The 20903-nt window shown below is 51.0% G+C and carries 11 protein-coding genes and 2 tRNA genes; 3 read left to right on the top strand and 10 right to left on the bottom strand.

Features of this window, described 5'->3' with window-relative positions; all coding sequences use genetic code 11:
* Positions 1–11: 11 nt before the first annotated feature.
* The 5 genes from F557_RS0108835 to F557_RS0108810 all read right to left on the bottom strand — a co-directional run bounded on the left by F557_RS0108835 (position 12) and on the right by F557_RS0108810 (position 14074).
* On the bottom strand, positions 12–3275 hold the full coding sequence (locus F557_RS0108835) for a TM1812 family CRISPR-associated protein (RefSeq protein ID WP_019001868.1): 3264 nt from the start codon (positions 3273–3275) through the stop codon (positions 12–14).
* 477 nt (positions 3276–3752) lie between these two features.
* Entirely contained in the window at positions 3753–7328 is a 3576-nt protein-coding gene (locus tag F557_RS0108825) for an AarF/UbiB family protein (protein ID WP_019001867.1), read from the bottom strand.
* A 304-nt stretch (positions 7329–7632) separates the two neighbouring features.
* Positions 7633–9303, bottom strand: a complete 1671-nt coding sequence (locus F557_RS0108820; protein WP_169335181.1) for a VWA domain-containing protein — start codon at positions 9301–9303, stop codon at positions 7633–7635.
* A gap of 31 nt (positions 9304–9334) precedes the next feature.
* A complete protein-coding gene (locus F557_RS21190; protein ID WP_019001865.1) occupies positions 9335–13642 on the bottom strand; it encodes an AAA family ATPase in 4308 nt (1435 codons plus the stop codon).
* Between the two features lie 342 nt (positions 13643–13984).
* Positions 13985–14074 (bottom strand) — tRNA-Ser (locus F557_RS0108810).
* 366 nt (positions 14075–14440) lie between these two features.
* On the opposite strand from F557_RS0108810, the gene cmk reads away from it, so the two are divergent.
* Entirely contained in the window at positions 14441–15124 is a 684-nt protein-coding gene (gene cmk / locus F557_RS0108800) for a (d)CMP kinase (protein WP_026297836.1), read from the top strand.
* Positions 15125–15214: 90 nt separating this feature from the next.
* Here cmk and F557_RS0108795 read toward each other — a convergent pair whose 3' ends face one another.
* On the bottom strand, positions 15215–15715 hold the full coding sequence (locus F557_RS0108795; RefSeq protein ID WP_019001863.1) for a hypothetical protein: 501 nt from the start codon (positions 15713–15715) through the stop codon (positions 15215–15217).
* Between the two features lie 194 nt (positions 15716–15909).
* Entirely contained in the window at positions 15910–16971 is a 1062-nt protein-coding gene (locus tag F557_RS0108790) for a hypothetical protein (protein WP_019001862.1), read from the bottom strand.
* Positions 16972–17961: 990 nt separating this feature from the next.
* On the opposite strand from F557_RS0108790, the gene F557_RS0108780 reads away from it, so the two are divergent.
* Positions 17962–18049, top strand: a tRNA-Ser gene (locus F557_RS0108780).
* Here F557_RS0108780 and F557_RS22255 read toward each other — a convergent pair.
* Positions 18028–18195 (bottom strand): hypothetical protein, encoded by a 168-nt coding sequence (locus tag F557_RS22255; protein WP_157617798.1) that lies wholly within the window; start codon positions 18193–18195, stop codon positions 18028–18030. The two genes, F557_RS0108780 and F557_RS22255, sit on opposite strands and share 22 nt — an antisense overlap.
* 187 nt (positions 18196–18382) lie before the next feature.
* Here F557_RS22255 and F557_RS0108770 point away from each other — a divergent pair, with 187 nt between their 5' ends.
* Positions 18383–18712 (top strand): TusE/DsrC/DsvC family sulfur relay protein, encoded by a 330-nt coding sequence (locus tag F557_RS0108770; protein ID WP_019001860.1) that lies wholly within the window; start codon positions 18383–18385, stop codon positions 18710–18712.
* Positions 18713–18743: 31 nt separating this feature from the next.
* Here F557_RS0108770 and clcA read toward each other — a convergent pair whose 3' ends face one another.
* Together clcA and F557_RS0108755 are read right to left on the bottom strand one after the other, a co-directional pair.
* Entirely contained in the window at positions 18744–20210 is a 1467-nt protein-coding gene (gene clcA, locus F557_RS19405; RefSeq protein ID WP_019001859.1) for a H(+)/Cl(-) exchange transporter ClcA, read from the bottom strand.
* A 369-nt stretch (positions 20211–20579) separates the two neighbouring features.
* Positions 20580–20786 carry a DUF6273 domain-containing protein gene (locus F557_RS0108755; RefSeq protein ID WP_019001857.1) on the bottom strand — a complete coding sequence of 69 codons (207 nt, stop codon included), beginning with the start codon at positions 20784–20786 and terminating at the stop codon, positions 20580–20582.
* Between the last annotated feature and the right edge of the window lie 117 nt (positions 20787–20903).

Here is a 20903-nt window from a genome sequence, read left to right as displayed (position 1 = left end):
CCCCCTCGGGGTTACTTTCCGTCCTCATCATAAAGCATGCTGTCAATTCTTCTTATTATTCTGCCAAGAAGCTTTCTCTGATTTTTCAGATCTGCGGTTATCGCGGCGCTGACCTGACAGGAACTGTGAAAACAGTAATTCCTTAAATTCCTGACAAGATTCCACTCCCTGCCTTCAAAAATGGAACAGCCGATCATGGTCAGAATCCGGCCTTCAAGATTATTTCCGCTGACCTTAGACCTGTCCTTTCCCTGAGATTTCTTCTGGCCGGCAATAAAGTCCTCCGCCTGAAGCACCACGGCTGTCCCGTCATCAGCAGCCTTCTGTTCCTTTTTGTCAAGGCCCTGGTTTATGCGGGAAATGATATCCTTCTGTTCCTGCGGAAGATCCGCATCTGCGATAAAGCGATGCTCACTAATGCGGATCCGCCCCTTATTACAGTACATTTCAATAAACTGGCGTTCCCTTTTCGAAATCTTCTGCATCGCCTCATAGCAGGTTATATAGCAGAAAATGTAGTTGCGATTCTCCAGCGCGGTACTGGATTTCTGAAGAAGCAGCCGGATCCCGAAATCGGTATTGTCATCAGAAAGCTCCTTAACCCACTGAAGTCCCCGCAGCATATCATCCTTCAGCGTTCTGAGCAGCGGATCGCCGATGCCCTGCTCCAGTCTGGCAACCACCGGATTCAGAAATTCCGCACTGGCCCTGAACATGGAGATATTGTCAAGGATGACGCCGTTGATAAAGTCAACGTAGCTTGCAAAATCCTTCTTGCAAAACTCTGTTTCTATCAGCGGCCGCAAAAATTCCAGATTGCCGCTGGCGTGGTACTGATTAATCGCCGCCGCATACTCTACCAGCCGGTGCAGATTCCGCATATCATACACGGAGCCCGAGAGATTCTCCGTCCCGGAAACATCCCCCAGAACCGCCGTAATCTCCGCGGCTGCTCTGGAAAAGGACTCCTCATCGGGAAGCTGAGCCTTCTTAAGTCCGTTAAGCTCTTTAAATTCCGTCTCCATGGGCACATCACCGTAGAATATATGCTCAACCACGATCTGTCTGACAGCCGTGAGATAAAGGAGCGCGCAAATGCTGAGAATCGGGACGATCCGGTAGCAGTGGGTAATATCCAGAGATACCCGGTCACCGTTCCTGACGTTAGCTGCAATAACCCCGACAATGCTGTTCTGCACCTCAGGATTCGCGATACTGTCATCGGTAGCCGCGAGAACGATCTCCAGTCCCAGGGAATCCCTTGCTGTCTTAAAGAACGCGTTCAGCTTTTTAAGACACTCCTCCGGAAGCACTCCCCGGACATTGTCCTCCCGTCCGAGATTCTCCGTCACCTCCTGTTTGAGTGCCTGAAACGCGGCAGCAATACTGCTCTCTCCGGCAGCCCCGGAGCCGCCGCCGGAGACATTTTCTGAAAGGGAATGCTTTCTGATAAACTCCTGATCCAGCGATTCCAGAATAACACGCCAGTTGCTGGTTTGCGTGCCCAGGATCACAAAGCGGGTAAGGCCTGAAGCTTTTTCGGCTGATCCGGAAGAGCCTTTGCAGGAGAGCCCGCACATTCTGGCTGCCAGGGAAACCCCGATGGCTCCGGAGTTTTCCAGATCAAAATCGTGAGCATCCGGGCGGAAGGGATCGCGGTAGCGATACGAGGCATGTCCGTAATCCCCGGCGCCGATAAACGAAAACAGCACGTGCCCCCGGGATTCCGGCTGCGGGGCGCAGTCAACACCCAAAGCAGCAAAGCATTTTCTGAAATAGTTCCGAAGCTCCGCGGCATCGATAATATTATCGTTGTCAACCGCAATCATCCTATGGATAAAGGCTTTGGAATCGTCAAGAACTTCAGTCTTATCATTAAGATGCACCACCATAGCCCTTAGCTGCTTTATAAAGACATTTTCGAAATCAGATCCGTACCGCCTGCGGATCAGCCCCCGGAGTTCCTGCTCCCCCCCTCCGGTCTGACCGGCAAACTCAATTTCGTTAATGGCACGGTAGCAGCTGTTCACGGCATGAAGGTAGTCGCCGGCATCAAGGTACCGGGCGGCAAGCTTCTTTAAAGCCCGGGAGCGCACAGCAGGTTCCCGGCTTCCGAAATAGGAATCAGTCCAGCTGAAGGTCTGGTCCAGAATTTCGGATACCTCCTTTCTTCCGGCCCCGGACTTAATCCTTTCCTTCAGCGCCTGAAGCGGGCCGGCGGCATCATAATCGCAGACATTAAGGCGATAGGAGATTTCCCGAAGCTTCCTGGCTTCCTCCGGTGTCCAGCAGTCATTCCTGCCGGAGGTCCCGTTCCCCCGAAGCTGCGGCTCGAATTCCAGAGGATCCAGCGACACCCGGAAACGGTTAACCGCGGCGGCGTCCTGAAGAAGCCCGGCTATGGAATCCAGAAAGCAGACCCGGGATGGGCGCGGCTGCGACGGCCCGGACGGAGCATTCCCCTGACTCCGGGACGTCTGGGGCTGTTTCAGGGAATTCAGAATTTCCACCACCTCATGCTTTTTTTTCTGAAAGAGATCCGGGGCCGTCCTTTTCAGGAACCGCAGTCTGTTCTTGATGCCTTCAATAAAGGACAGCCTTTCTGCCGGCTCAGACCTTGGCATATACTCCGGGGAATAGCAGATCCCGGAGATCTTAATTCCGCTGGTATAGCAGAGGCTCTGGAAGCTCGTAAATATCATAAAGGACATGATTCTAAGGCCATAGGTGATGTCCAGATAAATCCGGGTATCCCCGGTAACCAGACCGGCATCCTGAATGGCATGCAAAAGATCTGTCTGCCGGTCGTAGGTGGAAAAGTCTTCAGCATGCCTTATCAGGATCGGAACCAGTCCGGCAGGCTGCAGTACCTGGGAAAGGTCGTTTTCAAAAGCTTTCAGCGCCTCTGAAAATTCTGCTCCGAAATCCGCCCCGCGCGAAGCGGAGGCAAGCCTGGCAAGTTCCCGGGCAGAAGCTCCCCGGGATACCTTCCTGAGTCCTTCCATAACCGCCGCAGGATCCTGATCTGTCCCGAATATCCGCGCGGCAAGATCCTCCAGATAGGAAGGAAGGAGAGTCCAGGAACTGGAGTCAGTACCGCATATCACCAGCCGGTTAATGGTGACATTTTTGTGCTCCTTAAGATATGCCATAAAGGCAACCGCACCATACCGGCAAGTAATGGGTTCACAGTCAGGATAGCTGTAGGAGGCCGGCCAGTATTCCCCTTTTCCCAGAAAGGAAATCAGCATGGCAGATAAAGGAGATGAATTCATATAGTTGTAATCCCGGTACTAGAAATAAAAAAATCATGATGGTGAAATAAATACGGACACAGCGGGCATTCCCCGGGGAGCCGTCTGCCATGGCCAGGCCGTACGGCACAGAATCGAAGCTTCCTGCCCGGCCGCAGCAAAAACTGCGGAACAGCCCGGAAACAGCCTCTTCATGACAGCAGAAACAGTTTAGCACAGCTAATTATTTCATATCCCGCAGGAACCTTAAAAATCAAAACACAAATTACAGTTCCGCCCCCTTCCCGGAAAGAAATCGTAACTATTTCCTCCCCGTTTATTACTGATGCTCAGGGAAGCGGGGGAAAACCACCGAACAGGCGGGCGCAAAAATACAGATGCGGCGGGGAGCTCATGGAACATGCCATTTAAATGTATCAGCAGAATAATAAAACGGGAACGTCCTCCTAAAGGAACAGTCCCCGCTTCTCCTAGAGATGCCCTCAGACCGTGACAGGATCAGACCTGAATGGCATTGCCGCCCGGCTGATTGACCAGAAAATCCTCATCATTTCTGATCTTGTCATAGCACTGTTTGGCCTTGGATGCGCTGCCGATAGACTTCATGGCGGCATAGAGATTCTGCTTCACCACATCAGTAATGGCATTTATGAGCGTCTTCGGCCTATAGCTGTCGGCACTGGCAATATTCTTCCGGACAGTCTCCTTTACCTCCTCGTCTTCAATACTGTCAATGTAAGGACTGATAAGGCTCTTCCTCTCGGCAGCAATTTCCTTCATGACCGCCAGGGTATCATCCATGGCATTCTGAAGGCGGCGCTGGCTTTCCATAAAATTATGGATGGCGGACGGCACCTCTATGGAATAATCCTCCTGCATAATCTTTATAACTGCCTGCAGACGGAGAGAGGTATCCTTAAGAGTGCCTTTCTGGAAAATAGCCGCTGCCTTTGCATTGATTTCATCCTTATTACTCTCGAAAATTCTCAGACTTTCCGGAGACAGAAGCTTCTTATAACCCTCAAGACAAAGGGAGGCGTCGTTGGTGGCAGCACCGGCCACAACCTTTACCACCGCAGCCCGGGAGTTCTTGTCCAGATGCGAGGCATTACCGAAATCAATAAGGGTAATGCCGCTGTCAGCCGGATTTCCTTCCTTCCAGCCGGCCTGGGTCATGATGTTGCCCTTGTGAATATCGCCGTGGTAAAAGCCTTCGGCAAACAGGCCCTCGTTAGCCCACATATAGGAAAGATTGACCAGGGCATCATACTTTTTCCTGACATCCGCATACAGCCTGTCAAGCTCCTGGACTGCATTCAGCGCCAGTGCCGGGGCATTTTCAGGGCCGCGGCTGGCAATTGCACTTCTGGTCTGGCCGGCAACCTCCCGGGTCTTATCCCGGGTTTCGTTCAGATAGGTTTCCATGGTTGAGCCCGGAACCTCCTCCAGCACCATGACATTCTTGGTGGGGGCGATGCCTTCCGCAAGCTTCATGCTGCTGACATTGCTGAAGGAACCGTAGGTCTGTTTCAGATCTTTGCTGTTATAGGTCTCCTTGCTGTACTGGTATACCTCATTGCCCTTCGCGACATTTTTGGCCTCGTTGGTCAGATCCAGCTCCTCGAGGATACTGTTAAACTGCCCCCTGAATGTTGCTTCCATGCCGTGCTTCACGGTTTGGGCGGCCTTGATAAATATGTCAAACTCGCGGCGGGCCTTCATTTCGGCATCGGGACGGAGAATCTTGATAACACATTCCCTGCTCTGACCGTTCGCATAGTGCACCGTGCATTTCAGAGCCTGCGCCACCGAGGCTGCGCCCAGTGCCCTGTTGACGTCAATTTTGGAAATAGCGCCGCCGGAATTCTTAACAATGTCATAAAGATAGGCATGAATGGCCTCCTGGGAAATCGGAGCCAGTTTGTCCTTCATGTCGGCAATGGCCATCTGAAAATCCGGGGATCCCGCAAACATTCTGGGATCAAGTCCCTGCAGCATCTTCTGCATAACCGGTCCGGCACCCTTCAGAATCGCACCGAGCTTCGCACCGTCGGAGGTGTTCTCGTCAATCATGCAGTAGCGGGCTTCCGCAGCCAGCATGGCCCGCTGATCCATTATCGGCATCTCGGCAAAATAGATCTTGAGAGCTTCCTTAATCATCTGGAGCTGATTGTCTTCCGCCGCGGTTCCGAGAATATCGGTGAGCGAGGCGTTATTGAGAGAATTCACATCATGGCCGACTCTCCCGGCCTGCTTCGGAAAGACGCTATCGATCATTCCGGAAATCTTCTTCTGGAAATCCCGGCAGCCTTCGTCCGCCGCCCGATTAAGACGGAGTTCCATTTCGGAGAAAAAGTGAGCGCCCAGGGTAAGCTCTTCCCGCTTTTCACTCAGATTGTAGAAGTCGCCTAGCTTTGCCTTAATACTCTCATCATCCTTCACCCGTTTGGTGAAGCCCAGCTGATCCATCTCCTCATTGCTGACATCATCAAGATTGGTGGTGTTAAAGGAATGCTTGATTTTATCTTCCTGCTTTTTCTGTTCTCTGAGCTCCTCCCTCAGAAAATTCGCTCTCCCGCCATTTTCATCATCCAGATAATTAAGAGCATCCTTGCGCCTTCTGAGCCCGTCCTTGAGATCCAGGATAAAGGGGCTGTTTTCTTTATTTCCCTTATTCAATGACTCTTTAATAGTGTTTTCGGTATCGGCAATCCTTCTTTTGATCTCATTTACCCGAGCATTATATCTGTCGTTAAGCTTGTCAAGCTCCGCATTAAGAGCATCGCGGAATTTCGGCTCCAGCGAGTCCAGAAGAGATTTGGTTTCCGGGTTCTTAAGAGACTCCTCGCGGTTCTTCATCAGCAGCGCTACGGTTTTGCCGTTATCGCTAAACAGTTTCCGGAGCCGCTCGCCGGAGGTGATCATCACCTTATCGTTAATGGCCTGCTTTGAGGCGTCATGAGTCAGATCCCGATCCTGCTTTGCAGTATTCAGGTCGGAAATAAGATTGGCGACAAAGTCATGAACCACCTTGTTTTCTCCGGCCGGAACCAGAGGGTTGTCCCCTGACTTAACATAGCCGTCCTTAAAGCTCACCGTGTTCAGCGGCACCCTGTCATTCCTGTCAGCATTAAAGATGTCAAGATTGCCGTTTCCCTTCTCCCGGGCCTGCGCCTCCTCAAACTGATCAAATATCCGGGCGCTCTCCACAGTGGTAAAATGAGTGGCAGAGGCATTGCGGTTGATAAATGCACGGGCATCGGCTGCGGTTCTGATCGTGCCGTTCATAACATTTTCCGCCAGCATGACCCCGATACTGCGATCGATATATTTGGTTTCTGACGGTTCAAGCCCCAGTCTTGATTCGAAGAGCTTGGCCAGAAGCCGGTCAAACTGCTCCTTGTATTCATTGCGCAGAGGTCTGATTTTGCTGAGATCACGTCCCATGTTAAACATTTTTACGTGGTTCATGTCCTGGTCATCATCATAGCGCCGATCCACCTCCTCGACATCCATGTAGACATTATTCTCCTGGCCCAGCTCTTCCCGCCCCTTGCTGAGAGCATTCTCATATTTTTTCAGAATGGTATCTACAATAAAGTTTCTGTCAAAAAACTGGGAATGAGCCATGATGTCGAGCTCAATATTTTTGGTGACCTGCGCGGCATCCTTTATCTCATGAGTGGACTTGTCGGAAAAGGTAACATAAAGCTGATCATTGGCATTCTTGGAAAAGGTCACATCCTCATGGCACATTTTGCCCTTAAAATCATTCAGCTCCACCCCCTTCTGGGATCTTTTCTTAATCTCGGCAAGATTATTATAAAAATCCTGAGTGCCCTTGCAGAGAGACTTCATCTCGCTCCTGTACTTGCTGTCCTTGCAGGCATGATAAATGGCATAGCCCCCAAATGTTATAATGCCAAGGAAAACTCTTTTGGCAGTAGAAGCGGTATTGCGCCGGTATTCCGCCTCGACCTGCTCAGCCGTTCTGCCAACCTTGATATTTCCGGAAAGCATGTCATTATTGATGTCTTGATAATTGGTATTCCCCACTGCACCAGGTCCGGACATAAATGTATTACCCCTCTAATCTGAAATACTGACAGCATTAGCTGCTAAACAAAAAAACTCACGAGCCCCATGCGGAACAGCACTATGCCACCCTGCACTCAGCTTTCTATGAAAACGGGAAGCTCTCACTCTGGTTACATCCTGCATCTGAATACAAATCACCTAAGACTGTCCGTCTCCCGCGCACTGCGCTTTATGTTTCCTGAAAAGCAGGACTGTCCCGAATCCCAGGCCAGGCTTTCCCCTTACGGGGCTGGCGGCCCTCCTGTCCTCCGGGACCCGCAATGCTGTTTCTTCATGATGATCAGGAAAGGGGATTTCCGAACAGGATGTCAGGAGTTCCGGCATTCTTCCGAAAACGCCGGATTCCCCTCATGGTGTACTCGTATACCGCATCGAACACCCCGGAATCCGCAAGTCCGGAATATCCGAAAATCAGTTCAAAAAACCGCACTCCGTGGGTATCCCGGATACCGCGAATCCGCTCCGCAGTATCGGGAGAACAGGTCAGCTGGCCATCGGTAAGACAGAGGAGATCGGCCCTCCTGAAGGAATCCTCCCGGGAAACAATGTCCAGAGAATCCTTCACCATTTCGTCAATGCTGGTACCGCCGTGAAAGGAGCGGGAAAGAAATTCGCTCAGGTTGGAAAGAGCTTCTGTTTTGCGATCCGGAGAAACCCGGAGCGCTACAGTCTTTACCGAGAAGTTTATCAGAAAGCACGGTCTCCGGTTTTCCAGACATCTGAGAGCTGCCATAAGAGCGGTGGCCTTGGCCAGGTTTTCATTCCGGCCCTTCATGGAGGCACTGGTATCCACGCAGATGATAAGAGGCCCCCGGCCCTTTCCGGCCCCTCTGCCGAACTCCGGCAGATTCTTAAACACGCCGGTCATTCTGTTAAAATCAAAGGAAAGCAGAGTACGTTCCAGATAATGAATATCAAACAGGATCTCCAGGTCGGGATCCGCCAGCCTGACAAACTCCTCCGGAAGAACATAGGGAATATAATTGTCGCGCCTTATGCCATTAATGCTGTCGGTCTCCGGGCGGATCCTGCTGCCCCGGGCCTCCTTCAAAGCCTGCCGGAGCTCTTCCTGCTCCTCCCGAAAAACCTCGTCAAGAGAGAGACTGCGGCCAAGCTCGTCCACCAGAGCGGCAAGCTCCGGATTCTTCTGAACCTCGTTTATATACCTGAGATAGCCGAAACCGGTTTTGGAGGTGCGCAGCTCCCGGTAGGAGCTGAGGACATAGGAGAGATCCCTCTTCCGGATATCAAACTGGGATACAAAATGCCGGGCTGCTCTTTCCAGCCAGTCCCGGTCGCCGTCCTGAATGGCAGTAAAAACATCGGAGGGAATGCCGTTTTCCATAGAGAACCGGATTCCGGAATACATATCCTCAAACTGGGTATCACCGGCATCGTTCAGAAAATCCCGAATCACCTGCTCCCGGGCCGCAACCCGGTTCCGAATGGCCCGGGAAACCCCGGATATCCGGATTTCCCAGACAGCCCGAAAGCGGTTCGCGGCAATAAGCAGCCGGTCCTCCCGTTCCCAGCGGGAGCCCGCAGTGTCAGGCTCTGCCGGAACAGCCTCCTCCAGGAGTTCCCGGTATACCCGAAAGCTCTCTGTCACACTGGCGAAATTCTCGTCAGGAGCATGAGTCTGAATAAGTTCCCGGAGCTGCTCAAGATAGGCCGGCTCCCGGACGATTTCCAGAGGAGAGAGCTGGGACAGCCAGCCGAGCCTACGGAGATCAAAAAGCTCCTCGGGACTGCCCTTTTCCTGTTTTTTCAGCCGATCCAGAATCTCGGTTTCCAGCTCCTGAATCACCTTTACCGCCCGGCTGACCGACTTCTGCTCCCGTTCAGATATCCATCTCCGGGGCTGAAGCCGCACCCCGAGATCCCGGATAACCCCCTCAAAATCCGTCAGAAACCTATCTTCGCCGGCAGAATTACATTCATCCGCATACATGGCAGCCGCTCCCTTCAGCATAAACCGGAAATCAAAGATTGCTGTGGTGATTTCTCAGCAGCTCTCTGATATCGATACGCTTGGGCTTAGCCTCCTCGCTGCCAGAACGATTACGGAATCTTTCCATGCGGGCCCGCTGTTCATAGCTCATCTCCTCTTCCGCTCCGGAAAGCTCGAAATCCATATCGCCGTTCTGCATCACTGAAGACACTGCCGGCTCCGGAGCAGGCACTGATCCGGAAAGTACCGGAGAATTGCCCTGCTGAGGCAGCGGAGACTGTACCGCCTCTGCGGACGGAGCTCCCCGCGATGCCTCTGCCACTTCCGAAACCGGATCCCGGGGTGCCGGCGCGGGCGGCGGAACACCTTCTGGAGATTTTTGAGTCTTCTTTTCCTGGAGCTTTTTAAGAAGTCCCGCCGGAAGAGCTCCTGATGAGGCCAGCGAAACCGGAGGTTCCGTTTTGTGCTCCGGGGGCACCGGGGCCGGCTGCGGGGGCGCGGAAACCGGGATTTCAGAAATTCTGCTTACCACTCCTTCATGCAGAGCTCCGGAATCCTCCGGGGGTGTTCCGGAAAGCACCGGCTTTACAGAATCCTGCGGCAAATCCTTCTGAGGCTCGGGCACCGGACTCATTGAAGCCGCACCGCCGATAACCGGCTTCCCGGGGGCTCCGGAAGGCCGCACTGCGGCAGACTGGGGAGAAGCAGGCTCAGAATCCCGAACCTTAGGAGCCGGCTCGAACCGGTACCGGAACTCGTCATTATCTCCGAGCTCCCGGGAGACGGATTCGTCAATATGCATGGGATCCTGCTCGGGACGAGGCTTTGGTGCCGGGGGTTCCGCGACTCCGGCAGCAGTCTCTCCGGAAGCAGGAACTTCACTGCTTTTAACGCCCTTGCTGAACAGATTCTTAAAGCTCCAGCCAGACTTTCTGGCCTGCTGCATCACCGGCTTTTCCGCCCGGGAGGCGGCCACATCCTGGTAAGGCTTCTCCGAAGAAGCTTCTTTTACGGGCCCTGACTCCGCTCTCTCTGCCCGGATTTCTTCCGGTTCCGAAAGTGTCTTTTGCGGCACAGGATCCGGAGCCTGAGGCCTGGGACGCGGCTTTATAACCTCACCCTCACAGAGAGCGGGCCCCGGTTTCATGATCTCCTCCCGGACTGCATTCATGATTCCGGCGGCTCCGGCCGGAGCGGTCTTTCCTGAGACCGGGGCGGACACGGAATTATCAGTTGCGGGCTCAGCTCTGGCCGGCTCCCTGGGAGCAATTCCTGAAGAAGCAGCCGCCTCGTTTTCCAGGGCCGCACTGGCAAGGGTTCCGGCAATGGCACCGGATACCGCTCCGGCCACCACCTCGGAAACCACCTTCTCCGTAGCAGCCTTCTTTCCGGACTCCTGCTCCAGGATTTCTTCACGCCGTACTTCCGCAGGTGTCTTCTCCGGTTCCTTAGAAATCCCGGTGGCTGCGCCGGAACCCAAAGTAGCGTCCGGATTCCTGGCTAAGGAGGCCGACGCTTCAGGAGCAGGCGCATTACGGGCCGATTCTTCCCGGGCACGCTTCTGGCGCTCCTCCTCCTCACGGGCAATCTGCTCCTGCAGGGCTCTCTTTTCCGCCTCGATACGCTCCGCTTCCTTCCGGACCTGCTCCCGGAGACTCATATCGATTTTCGGAATAGTGATTTTCTCATAACGGCTTAAAAGCTCCGTAAGCTGGATCTCATAGGTGGAGGAAACCGAGCATTCGTTAAAGTAGGGCTCGTAGATCTCCTTAAGAAGCCTGGTAAATTCGTATTTGTCGGTATTGGACAGGAAGATGCTGCTGTTAACCAGCTCCTCGCGGTTTTCCAGATCCCGGGTAACCATGGCCACCAGATCCCGGTTCAGAGACATTTTTTCGGACAGTCTTCCCAGATCGCCGCTAAAGTCCGAAAGAACCTTATAGGTTTTATCAATAAGAACTGCTTCCAGCAATCCCTCATCAGTCTTTATTGCAATACGGCAGTCCCCGTTTTCCAGTTTCGCCGACTCGGCCGTTCCGGACACCTCAAAATTCTCATCCCGGATATCGCAGGGGTGCATGGAAACAATCCCCTCATAGTTCATCCAGATACCGGTAAGATCCGCTCCGTTCAGCGAGGAAACCATCAGAAGACAGCGCTTCTCGTCAATGCCCTGAAGCCGCATGGCGACCACCGATGACATCATGGCGCTCAGCTCGTCATGATTCTGAATCCGGGAAAGCTCGTCGGAAATACAGCAAAGCCCCTTGTGAACCAGAATGTAGTTTCCTCGTCCGTCGGGCATAATCCGGCAGGAAATCTCCCGGCATTCCGCAAGCCGGAGCTCCTGTACCCGGTTATGAAACCACTTGCGGTAGGAATTAACCTCGCAGAGCTCATACCTGCTCCCCATAAAGCGGTTCCAGTATTCGCACACTTCGCCGCGGGCCGGAAGCGGTGTCTTGTCCTCAATGGACACAATGACGCTGTCATTGTTCTCCATCTGCGCAGAATAAAGCCGGAATCCGGGTTCGAAAAGAAAATCCCCGTAGACTGATCTGCCGTCAACACCCACGGAAACCGGTTTAATTTCCGTCATCTTGTCAGTATCACAGAACGGGATATCCTCCCGGAGATATCTTTCCGCAAAAATCCCCTCAAAATTAATCCTGACAGTCACCTGCAGCTTTCCGTCCAGAGTCGGATGCTGGGGAAGACCGCTGATACGGGCATATAGCTCCACCTCCGGATCCAGACAGCTCTTAAGGTAAATCTGCATAAGCTTCGGCAGAAGTCCGGCCTTGCAGGTAAAATGGTTATCGTCGGTCAGTGCGCCGTTGCTGCCCAGCATCCCCGGCACCGAAAAGCCAAAGCACTCCAGTCCGGGAAGATCAATATTGCCCAGATAGCCGTTGAGATCCCGGGTAACCACAATGCGAATAATATCCCCCACCACGGGAACAAAACCGGCTCTGCTGTTTTCCCGGGGATTCCGGACTTCCTTTCTAACACCCGGGGCCCAGATGCTGCTGAGAGAAAATTCCTCCATGACAGCATCATTGTTCCACATTCTGTCAAGAGCCCGATAGCAAAGGCCGGTATCATTAAGGAAGCGGAACCAGACCTCCCTTTCCGGAGTAAGTTTCACCTGAACCCCGGAGTTTTTGAAGGAGTCGGGATCCGAATAGCGCTTTATAAGCTCGCCAATCTCCCTGCCCGTATCTAGGAAACGTCCGGTGCTGCCATCCCGGATCATGCGCGAAAGCACGGTTCTGATACTGTTATACACCAGATCGCGAAAGGCAGAAATCTCCGCCGGAGCATTCCAGAGAGCGGTGACCGCCAGGGGAAGCTCGCTCAGAAGCACCCGCTCATGACCATTAAAGAATGCGGCTGCCCGGAGCAAATCCGCCACCTGTATCCACCTCCGGTCGGAAACGTAGGAAAAACGCGGTTCTGCATTCCGGGAAACTCCGGGGTCGCCCCCCTCCCGGAAATCATGATCCTTTACGGAAAGCGGGGTTCCGGAAACTCTGAGCATTTCCTCCCGGATAAGAGAAAGCGCCGCAACAGTATGTTCAGAAAGCGGCATCTGGCGGATTTCCCGCAGCCATGCCTGATATTCCTCCGGGGAAATTCCCTGAAATTTTTTCTCAAAATCCTCAAGGGAAGACTCTGCAGAATTTGTGATAAGACGCCGGAAAGCCCCCTCTCCCTTTACCGGAAAAACCGGAATCCTGACCGGAAAGCGATCATAGAGGGCCTCCATTCCGGACTCGGCATCCGGGATCTCATTGGAGGCTACGGCCAGAGAACGGAGCGGTACCTTCTCGACGCGGCTGCCATTATGAAAGGAGCGCTCATTTATGATTGTAAGAAGAGTATTGAGAACCGCGGGGCTCGATTTCCAGATTTCGTCCAGAAACGCAAAATCGGCATCCGGAAGGTAGCCGGCAGTTTTTCTCTCGTAATTATCCTTTTTAAGCTCCGAAAGCGACACCGGTCCGAAAATCTCCTCCGGCGTACAGAACCGGTGCATAAGGTGTTCAAAATACTTTCCGCCGCGGACAATTGAGGCCAGTCTCCGGGACAGCATGCTCTTTGCGGTACCGGGAGGACCGTACAGAAAAATATTCTGTCCGGCCAGTACTGCCAGCACTGCCAGTCTGACCACATAATCACGATCAACGAGATTTTCGGCAATGCAGTCCATGATATAACGAATCCGTTCGGCCAGACGGACATCATTAGTCTGCCGCCCGGAATCCGGAGTATTCAGTGAATCTGCCTGATCTTTAACAACCGGGGAGTTTAAAGCTTGATCTTCTTTGGACTGCATCTTCTATTCCCTAATTCTGCCGCTGAAAGTTCCGGTAGCCGGAAAACTGCGGACAGAATCACACAAAATACGTTTTCGAAAACAGGATAACCTTCAGAACTGCCGTAATACCGGAGAACCGAATCACGCGTCTGCCAAATACGTATAGTTAATAAACAATCTGTACCTTTGCAATTTTGCTTAAAAAGACACCAAAAAAATGCCTTATCACTCGCGATATTACAAAAAACTCCGGACAGAGATCACAAAAACAGCGTTACAGGAAATAAAGAATTAGGAAGAGAAGTGGTGAAAGGAAAAGACAGAACTAAAAAGATGATACCAGGAAGGAAACTTCATCAGTGGCGGACAGACTGAGATTCGAACTCAGGGACGGTGCGAACCGTCGCCGGTTTTCAAGACCGGTGCATTCAACCGCTCTGCCATCTGTCCGCGTCAACGGGTGCTATTATAATGAAAAATTTTCCTTTGTAAACAAAATCGGCAATTTTTTTAAATTTTTTGTAAAAAACAGGAAAAACCGGCTGTTTTTTAACCATAATCGGAGCTTTTTACGGAATTTCTGACTGCTCTGAAGATCCTACGGTGCCCTGCGAGGTGAATTGACCTGCTGTTTTCGAGTTTTTATGAAACAGCAGCACCGGAAAATTGCTGCCCCCGAAAATCCGCTTTCCGGAAAATGCCCGGGGAGAATTCCGCCTTCGCTTCAAAACGAACGGGGCATTTTTGCCGATTCCTGCCGGCTTTCGTATAATAGAGTCCTTTAAATCAGCTTTTCATTTTAAGGATTATTCAGATATGAGTGCAGTAATTCCCGTTATCACAGTGGACGGCCCCGGCGGAGCCGGCAAGGGGGAGCTCTGTCTCCGCCTCAGCAGAAAGTACGGCTTTGCCATTCTGGATTCCGGAGCCATTTACCGGGTACTGGCCTACGCCGCTCTGAAAAACAGCGTCAGTCTTTCCGATGAGCCAGCCCTGGTAAAACTGGCGGCCAGTCTCAGCCTCTCCTTCGAACCCCGCGATACCGGCGTTGCCGTCATGCTGGACGGCGAGGATGTGTCCCGGGCCATCAGAAACGAGGAAACCGGCGGTGCCGCCTCACGGATCGCAGCACTGCCCGGAGTCCGGTCCGCCCTTCTGGACCGGCAGAAAGCATTCAGAACCCTGCCCGGACTGATTGCCGACGGCAGAGACATGGGAACCGTGGTATTCCCTGACGCTCCGGTAAAAATCTTCCTGGATGCCAGCTCCGAGGAGCGGGCCAGAAGAAGAGCGAAGCAGCTGGAAGCACAGGGGAAAACCGCCGACTATGAGAAGATTCTGGCTGAAATAAAGGATCGCGATTTTCGGGACAGAAACCGGGCGACCGCACCTCTGAAACCAGCTCCGGATGCTCTGATTCTTGATTCCACCACCCTTTCCATCGAAGAAGTGGTAAACACCGCACTGGCCTTTGCTGAAAAAAAACTCCCGCAGCATTGATATCCGACTCCGGGGCCCCTCCTGTCGTCTGTCAGCCAGAAAGATGATGAAATAACGGTGCTCCGGTCTCTGAAATGTCCTCCGCTCTGATCAGCGGGAGGACTTTTTGCTGCCGCTTCCTGAAGCTCCGCCGCTGCCGCCGGCCTCACTGAAATACATGGCACCGATAAAGTTCTTTACCTCTTTCTCCTGCTGCGGATTTGAGAAATCACTGGTGAGCATCACCACCCGGCCGTTTCTTTCAAAAAAATAGAGCGTGAAATTATTGGCACAGGACAGCACCTCGGCCGTCCAGGCCTTTTTTCCTTTTTTGCAGGTATAGAGACCTATCGCTTCATTCACTGCATTTTCTACAGCCCCGTACTCCAGAGAATACAGCTCGGTATATCCCACCGAAACCTCCAGAGCGGCATTGGTGTACATGGCGGCATTATGCTTCCGCATTTCACTGAAAAAGTGATGACCGATACTCCAGCCCTGGGGCAGAGATGCTTTTTGGTACTGTTCAGAGAAAGTCCCGGCGGCCAGGCTGCTTGGGGGGATGGCAAGAACTGCCAGTACCGCAAAAACGGCCAGAAAACCTTTCAACATCGAACCTCCTCCCGGCACAAATAACCGCTAACATTTTCCTCGGAGCCATTATATTAGAACCGGATATTCCTGCAAATACAATCGGAAAAATATGACTGAAGGTACCATCATGCGACATGATTTCGCAAACACTTCCCGATGAGAATCATTTTAAATAGATAAAAATCACAGCAGATCGTTACCTGATACCATCTCTAAGATTTCTGAGTTCCTTTTGTAAACTCCAAAACTCTGGCTTCTGCTCTTTCTGTTCTTTCTGCCCTGGCTCTGTATTCACTTTCACTGATTCTGAGTTTTCTAATTTCTTCGTCCCTTGTTCTGATTTCTTCATCATAAACCAATTTTAAAGCCTGAATCCGGGCCTCCTGCTCAGCCCGAATCCGAGCCTCCAACTCAGCCTCAATTTTTTCCCGGTACTCATTCGCATACTTTTCCGCAAGAGATTCAAAAAATTTGTTGTGATATTCCATATAACCTCTCCAGGTATCATCACGCGAAAGAAATTCCATATCACGTAATATTATTTCTCTCATTATACCATCTTCATCCGCATTACATAAATCTCGCATCTCCTGATATGTGCTAGTGAGCAAAAATGACAGATAATAATCAAGCAATAACCTTGGTTTCTTTACTTGCTTTTTGAATTTTTCCAAATCTATCACCAAAGTATTTAATCCTGTAGGGATCAATTTACCAATTATTTTTCCATTGTCAGTATCAAATGGAAAACTGCCCGTTCCAAAATACCATTTTTCGGTACTGGCAGTTACATCAAGAGGCTGTCCGGCATTGGAAATGATCACCAGAAGCCGCTGCTTCATTCTCAGTTTATCAGTGGGAATACCGTTATCCCTGGTGGCAACACCGGCTGCCCAGTAAATAAAGAAGCGTTCAATTCTGTAGGAGAAAGTCTGCATCTCAATGTCGATATCAATATTGTCAGACTGAGAAAACATATCCATACTGTATCTTCTTTTACCTTTCTCAACAGAAATTTCATTTCCACCTTCATGAAAAATTTCAAAACAGTCAGCACAATTAAAAAACAGTTTCACCAGCTCATAGCTAACACTTTTAAGCACTTTCTCTCCTTTGATCACAAACTTGAAATAGCTGTCCTCCATCCGAAAAATTCGCGGAACCACCTCTTTAAAGGGCTCCTTGTCTGAAGAGTGTTTCCTGTAATATTCTTCTTCAAGTTCCATGAGCTTTTTAACGTTTAATTCCAAAGCCTGTTCATATAAAGAATCCATATATTTCTTTAATCATTTACGCGATAATTGCTGATAAGCAGCATCCCAGCGATCACCTGTTACCTGTCTGAAATAACTTTGCACCTCATGCAGCATACCGTCTGCATAAATACCTGATAATCACCTGCAAGATAGATAGATACAGACGCCCACTATAAAATCCGAAAAATTTAAATAATAATTATCATTATTCTGATTATCAAACCTGTCATTTTCAATGACAAAACCCGAACTTCAGAATTTCAAATAAAAATCCAGACTGATCATTAAAAACTATTGAATCCAGAGCTACTTCATCAGATATTTTTCCAAACAATTATTTAAAATCTTCAAAAACTGTCAAAAATATCTTCTAAAGAAATAACACCTTAAGAAAGAGTTGCCAATCCCTAATAAAAATACTGTCGGAAGGCAGAGGGAGATTTCAGAGAGAATTTCTCTGATAACGTGAACCGGGCACCGGAATATGAGGTACCTGCAAAAATAAAGGAATATAAAACGAACGCAATTATTTTCATAATCTTTATCTTTCGAACCTGATAATAACGTATATAACCACTTCTAAAGCTTTCGAATAATCGTTCATTATGAACGAACACCTGGATTCTACCAGTACTTATCCTCAAAAATCAATATTTTTTGTAATTTACATCTTATTTTATATACAAATGTTTAAAAAATAACCACTTATGACATATACTCAGAAATACTCTTCCAGCGTCATTCCGGTAAAGCGGAAGCTTCTTTCTCCGAAAATTCCCGTTACAAAGGGTGTTTCATCAAGGCACCGCTGACAGCTAGAGAGATCTGCTGAACAAATGCCGGTGTAGTCCGGGAGCCGTTTCTGACACGGGATTAGCAGAAATACTGCCCGCGGCATTCCTGGAGGCAGCCTATTTCCTCATAATCCGCACGCTTTCACAGGATAATCACCTAAAAATGCAGTTTCCTCTTGCATCCTGAACGGAAAAAGATATAATTGCGAACCGTGGACAGGTGGCAGAGCGGCTGAATGCACCGGATTCGAAATCCGGCAACGCGCAAGCGTTCATGAGTTCAAATCTCATCCTGTCCGCCATCTTCAGGCTTCTGCCGCACGTATTCTTTCTTCGTTGTTTCATTCTTTTTTGCAGTATCTCCTCTCTCCACATATATCGTATTTTCTTTCCGTGTTTCCGCTAGCTCCCTTTTTCCCGTACGGATTACGTTTTTATCAGTACGCATAATTCTGTTTTTATCCCGACCGGCACCAAAAATTCCAGCCCTCGGAAACGGTTGAAAAAACTGACAAAGTTTCAGAAAATTATCTCCGGAGACTTACAGTATCCACGAACCATAACGGCCTAAAACAGGAAACAGCTGTATTCCCGGCTCATTACGCCATGATTTTGCTGCATCAGGGAGAATAATCTTGCTTAACGTAAACGGACAGTGCATTGAAACAGACGAAAACGGCTATCTTAAAAATTTTCAGGACTGGAATCCGGAGGTCGCCGCGAAAATTGCCGCTGACCTTAATCTTCCCCTTACCCCGGAAAGAATGGAAGTGGTGCTGTTTGTCAGAAAATTTTACGAGGAATTCAATACCTCCCCTGCCATCAGACTTCTGGTAAAGGCCATGGCAAAGGAATTCGGCCCGGAAAAAGGCTCCAGCAGATATCTCTACAGGCTTTTTCCCGACGGTCCCGCACTTCTGGCCACGAAAATCGCCGGGCTGCCGCGTCCGGTAAAGTGTATTTAAAATCTGAAGAAGTCCCCAGAAGCTCCGGAACTCAGGACTGTTTTTCCGGAACTGCAGCTTCCATAGCCGGCTTGGGATCTCCGGCCGGCATCCGGCTTCCGTTTTTACGGTAGTGCGCCCGCATGCGGGAAAATTTTCGCATCATGCTGCGGTTTCCGGAAAGTCTCAGGGTGCGCTCCAGAATCTGGGTATACACCGGCTTCCCTCTGAGCCCCCCGGCTGTCAGTGTTGCAGCAAATACCGCCACCATCATAGGCAGCAGAAATTCAAAGTTATTGGTCATTTCACACACCAGAATGATTCCCGTCACCGGGGCCCGGACCGAGGCTGCAAAAAAGGCCCCCATGCCGACAATGGCCATAATCCCGGGGTCAAAGTTAATGCACCCGGTTCGCAGCAGCACCGCCCCCGCCAATGCTCCGCTCAGTGTTCCCAGAGACAGGGAGGGCGCAAATATTCCCCCGGGAATTCCGGAACAAAAGCAAAGCAGCACCCCCAGAAAGCGTCCCAGAAATAGCAGAACCAGCAGCGTTATGGAAAAATTACCGGTAATCCAGCCGGTTATATGCTGCATTCCCGAACCGGACAGCATGGGGAAGTACAGGGACAGCATTCCGAACAGCCCCCCCAGAACAAGCCCGGTGCCGATATGCCGTTTCAGACGGTCTCCGTTAATTTTAAGGTAGAGATCCTGCACAAGTCCGACACTGCGGTTAAAGACCACCCCGGCACCGCCCATCACCATGCCGAACAGTGCGAAAAACACCAGATCCCCGAGATCCGGCATATGATATTCCGGAAGCTCAAACACCGGAAAAGCTCCCGAAAAGTTATCCCGGGTGATAGTTGAGGCTATTACCGAAAAGGTCACTGCCTGCACCGAGGCTACAGTATAGCGAAACTGGCTTCTAAGCTCCTCCATTACAAAGATAATCCCTGCCAGAGGGGCATTAAAGGCACTGGCCAGTCCCGAAGCGGCTCCGGCAGCCAGAAGCGCATGAAACTCTTCAGGAGTCAGCCGAAAAATCCGGGAAACCATGGCTCCCAGATTGCCGCCGATCTGAATGGACGGCCCCTCCCGTCCCAGAATCATGCCCGAGCTTAATGAAAATATGCCCCCGAAAAACTTCACCGGTAGTACCCGCCAGAACCTGACCGGACGCAGATCCGCCATCGCACCCTCGATTTCAGGGATTCCGGATCCCCCGGCCTCGGGAGCAAAACGTTTAGTAAGATACATGGCAAAGCCGCCCAGAAAGGCACTAACTACAAAGGCAGCGAGGCAAGCCAGAAGCGGGCGCCCTGCCAGATGTTCCAGAGACGACAGCCGATAACCGGAAAGAGCCATGGGAATGGTCTCGAAAAACGAGCATACTGCTCCGGTAACAACTCCGGTAACAAGAGCACACAGCGTCAGCTTCAGGGAAATCATGTCCCGGTTGCGCAGTCTTTTCAGAACATGTCTGAGACCTGCAAAATTACTGTTGATTTTTACCATAGAAAATACCCTGGGAACTCCGGAAAGCCCCCCGAAAACACCGGAGAAGGCGCCACTCTTCCAAAAAAACAGCCGCAGAACCAGTATAAAGCTCTCTTATGAACGCCTGGGCTGTCAGCGGGGAGAATAATACTCCATCCCCGCAATTTTGGAGAAATAAAATGTTGTCCGGTATTCCCGGATCTTGCATTGCCCGCCCCGAAAAGGAAACAGCGGATGATATAAAGCCTGCTAACGGGGAAATGAAGCTCAGCCCCGTTTACCAGACCTGCATCCGGGAACCAGAAGCCCGGACACACCTTGAAGAATCTCTCATTTCCCCAAAAAAAGCGGGCGGAACCTGAATATCAGGGTTTTCCGGATCCGGCACTATTCCGGCATATCAATAAGCCTGATCCATAAAGCCGGACGTACCCCAAGCTCTGATGAAACGGGGCACCCGAAATATGATATGCTGCCGTCCTTAAGAACCCCCGCCTCCCAGCCTCCTGCGCCTCCGGGAGAGCGGAGCCACCAGTCGCAGAACCCCGTGGCCAGTTCCCAGGTTCCGCAGCAGCTTTTTTTGGAAGTAACCATTCCATTAGGCCGGCATTTCCGGAAAATACTGCCCTTAAAATATTGGTATTAGGTCTTAAACCGTCTTTTTAAGGCTTCAGGGATTCTTGACAAAAGTGCTGGTGAATCCGTACCATA

This window comes from Succinimonas amylolytica DSM 2873 (assembly GCF_000378405.1).
Lineage (GTDB): Bacteria > Pseudomonadota > Gammaproteobacteria > Enterobacterales > Succinivibrionaceae > Succinimonas > Succinimonas amylolytica.
Note: the sequence above shows the minus strand (reverse complement) of the source record. Positions and strands in the feature narration are given on the sequence as shown.

Excerpts from the sequence above, each read along its gene's own strand:
- F557_RS0108790 (WP_019001862.1), bottom strand. The coding sequence starts at position 16,971 with ATGGATTCTTTATATGAACAGGCTTTGGAATTAAACGTTAAAAAGCTC.
- F557_RS0108755 (WP_019001857.1), bottom strand. The coding sequence starts at position 20,786 with ATGGTTACTTCCAAAAAAAGCTGCTGCGGAACCTGGGAACTGGCCACG.
- F557_RS0108795 (WP_019001863.1), bottom strand. The coding sequence starts at position 15,715 with ATGTTGAAAGGTTTTCTGGCCGTTTTTGCGGTACTGGCAGTTCTTGCC.
- F557_RS22255 (WP_157617798.1), bottom strand. The coding sequence starts at position 18,195 with ATGCGTACTGATAAAAACGTAATCCGTACGGGAAAAAGGGAGCTAGCG.
- F557_RS0108820 (WP_169335181.1), bottom strand. The coding sequence starts at position 9,303 with ATGTATGCGGATGAATGTAATTCTGCCGGCGAAGATAGGTTTCTGACG.
- clcA (WP_019001859.1), bottom strand. The coding sequence starts at position 20,210 with ATGGTAAAAATCAACAGTAATTTTGCAGGTCTCAGACATGTTCTGAAA.
- F557_RS0108835 (WP_019001868.1), bottom strand. The coding sequence starts at position 3,275 with ATGAATTCATCTCCTTTATCTGCCATGCTGATTTCCTTTCTGGGAAAA.
- F557_RS0108825 (WP_019001867.1), bottom strand. The coding sequence starts at position 7,328 with ATGTCCGGACCTGGTGCAGTGGGGAATACCAATTATCAAGACATCAAT.
- F557_RS21190 (WP_019001865.1), bottom strand. The coding sequence starts at position 13,642 with ATGCAGTCCAAAGAAGATCAAGCTTTAAACTCCCCGGTTGTTAAAGAT.
- cmk (WP_026297836.1), top strand. The coding sequence starts at position 14,441 with ATGAGTGCAGTAATTCCCGTTATCACAGTGGACGGCCCCGGCGGAGCC.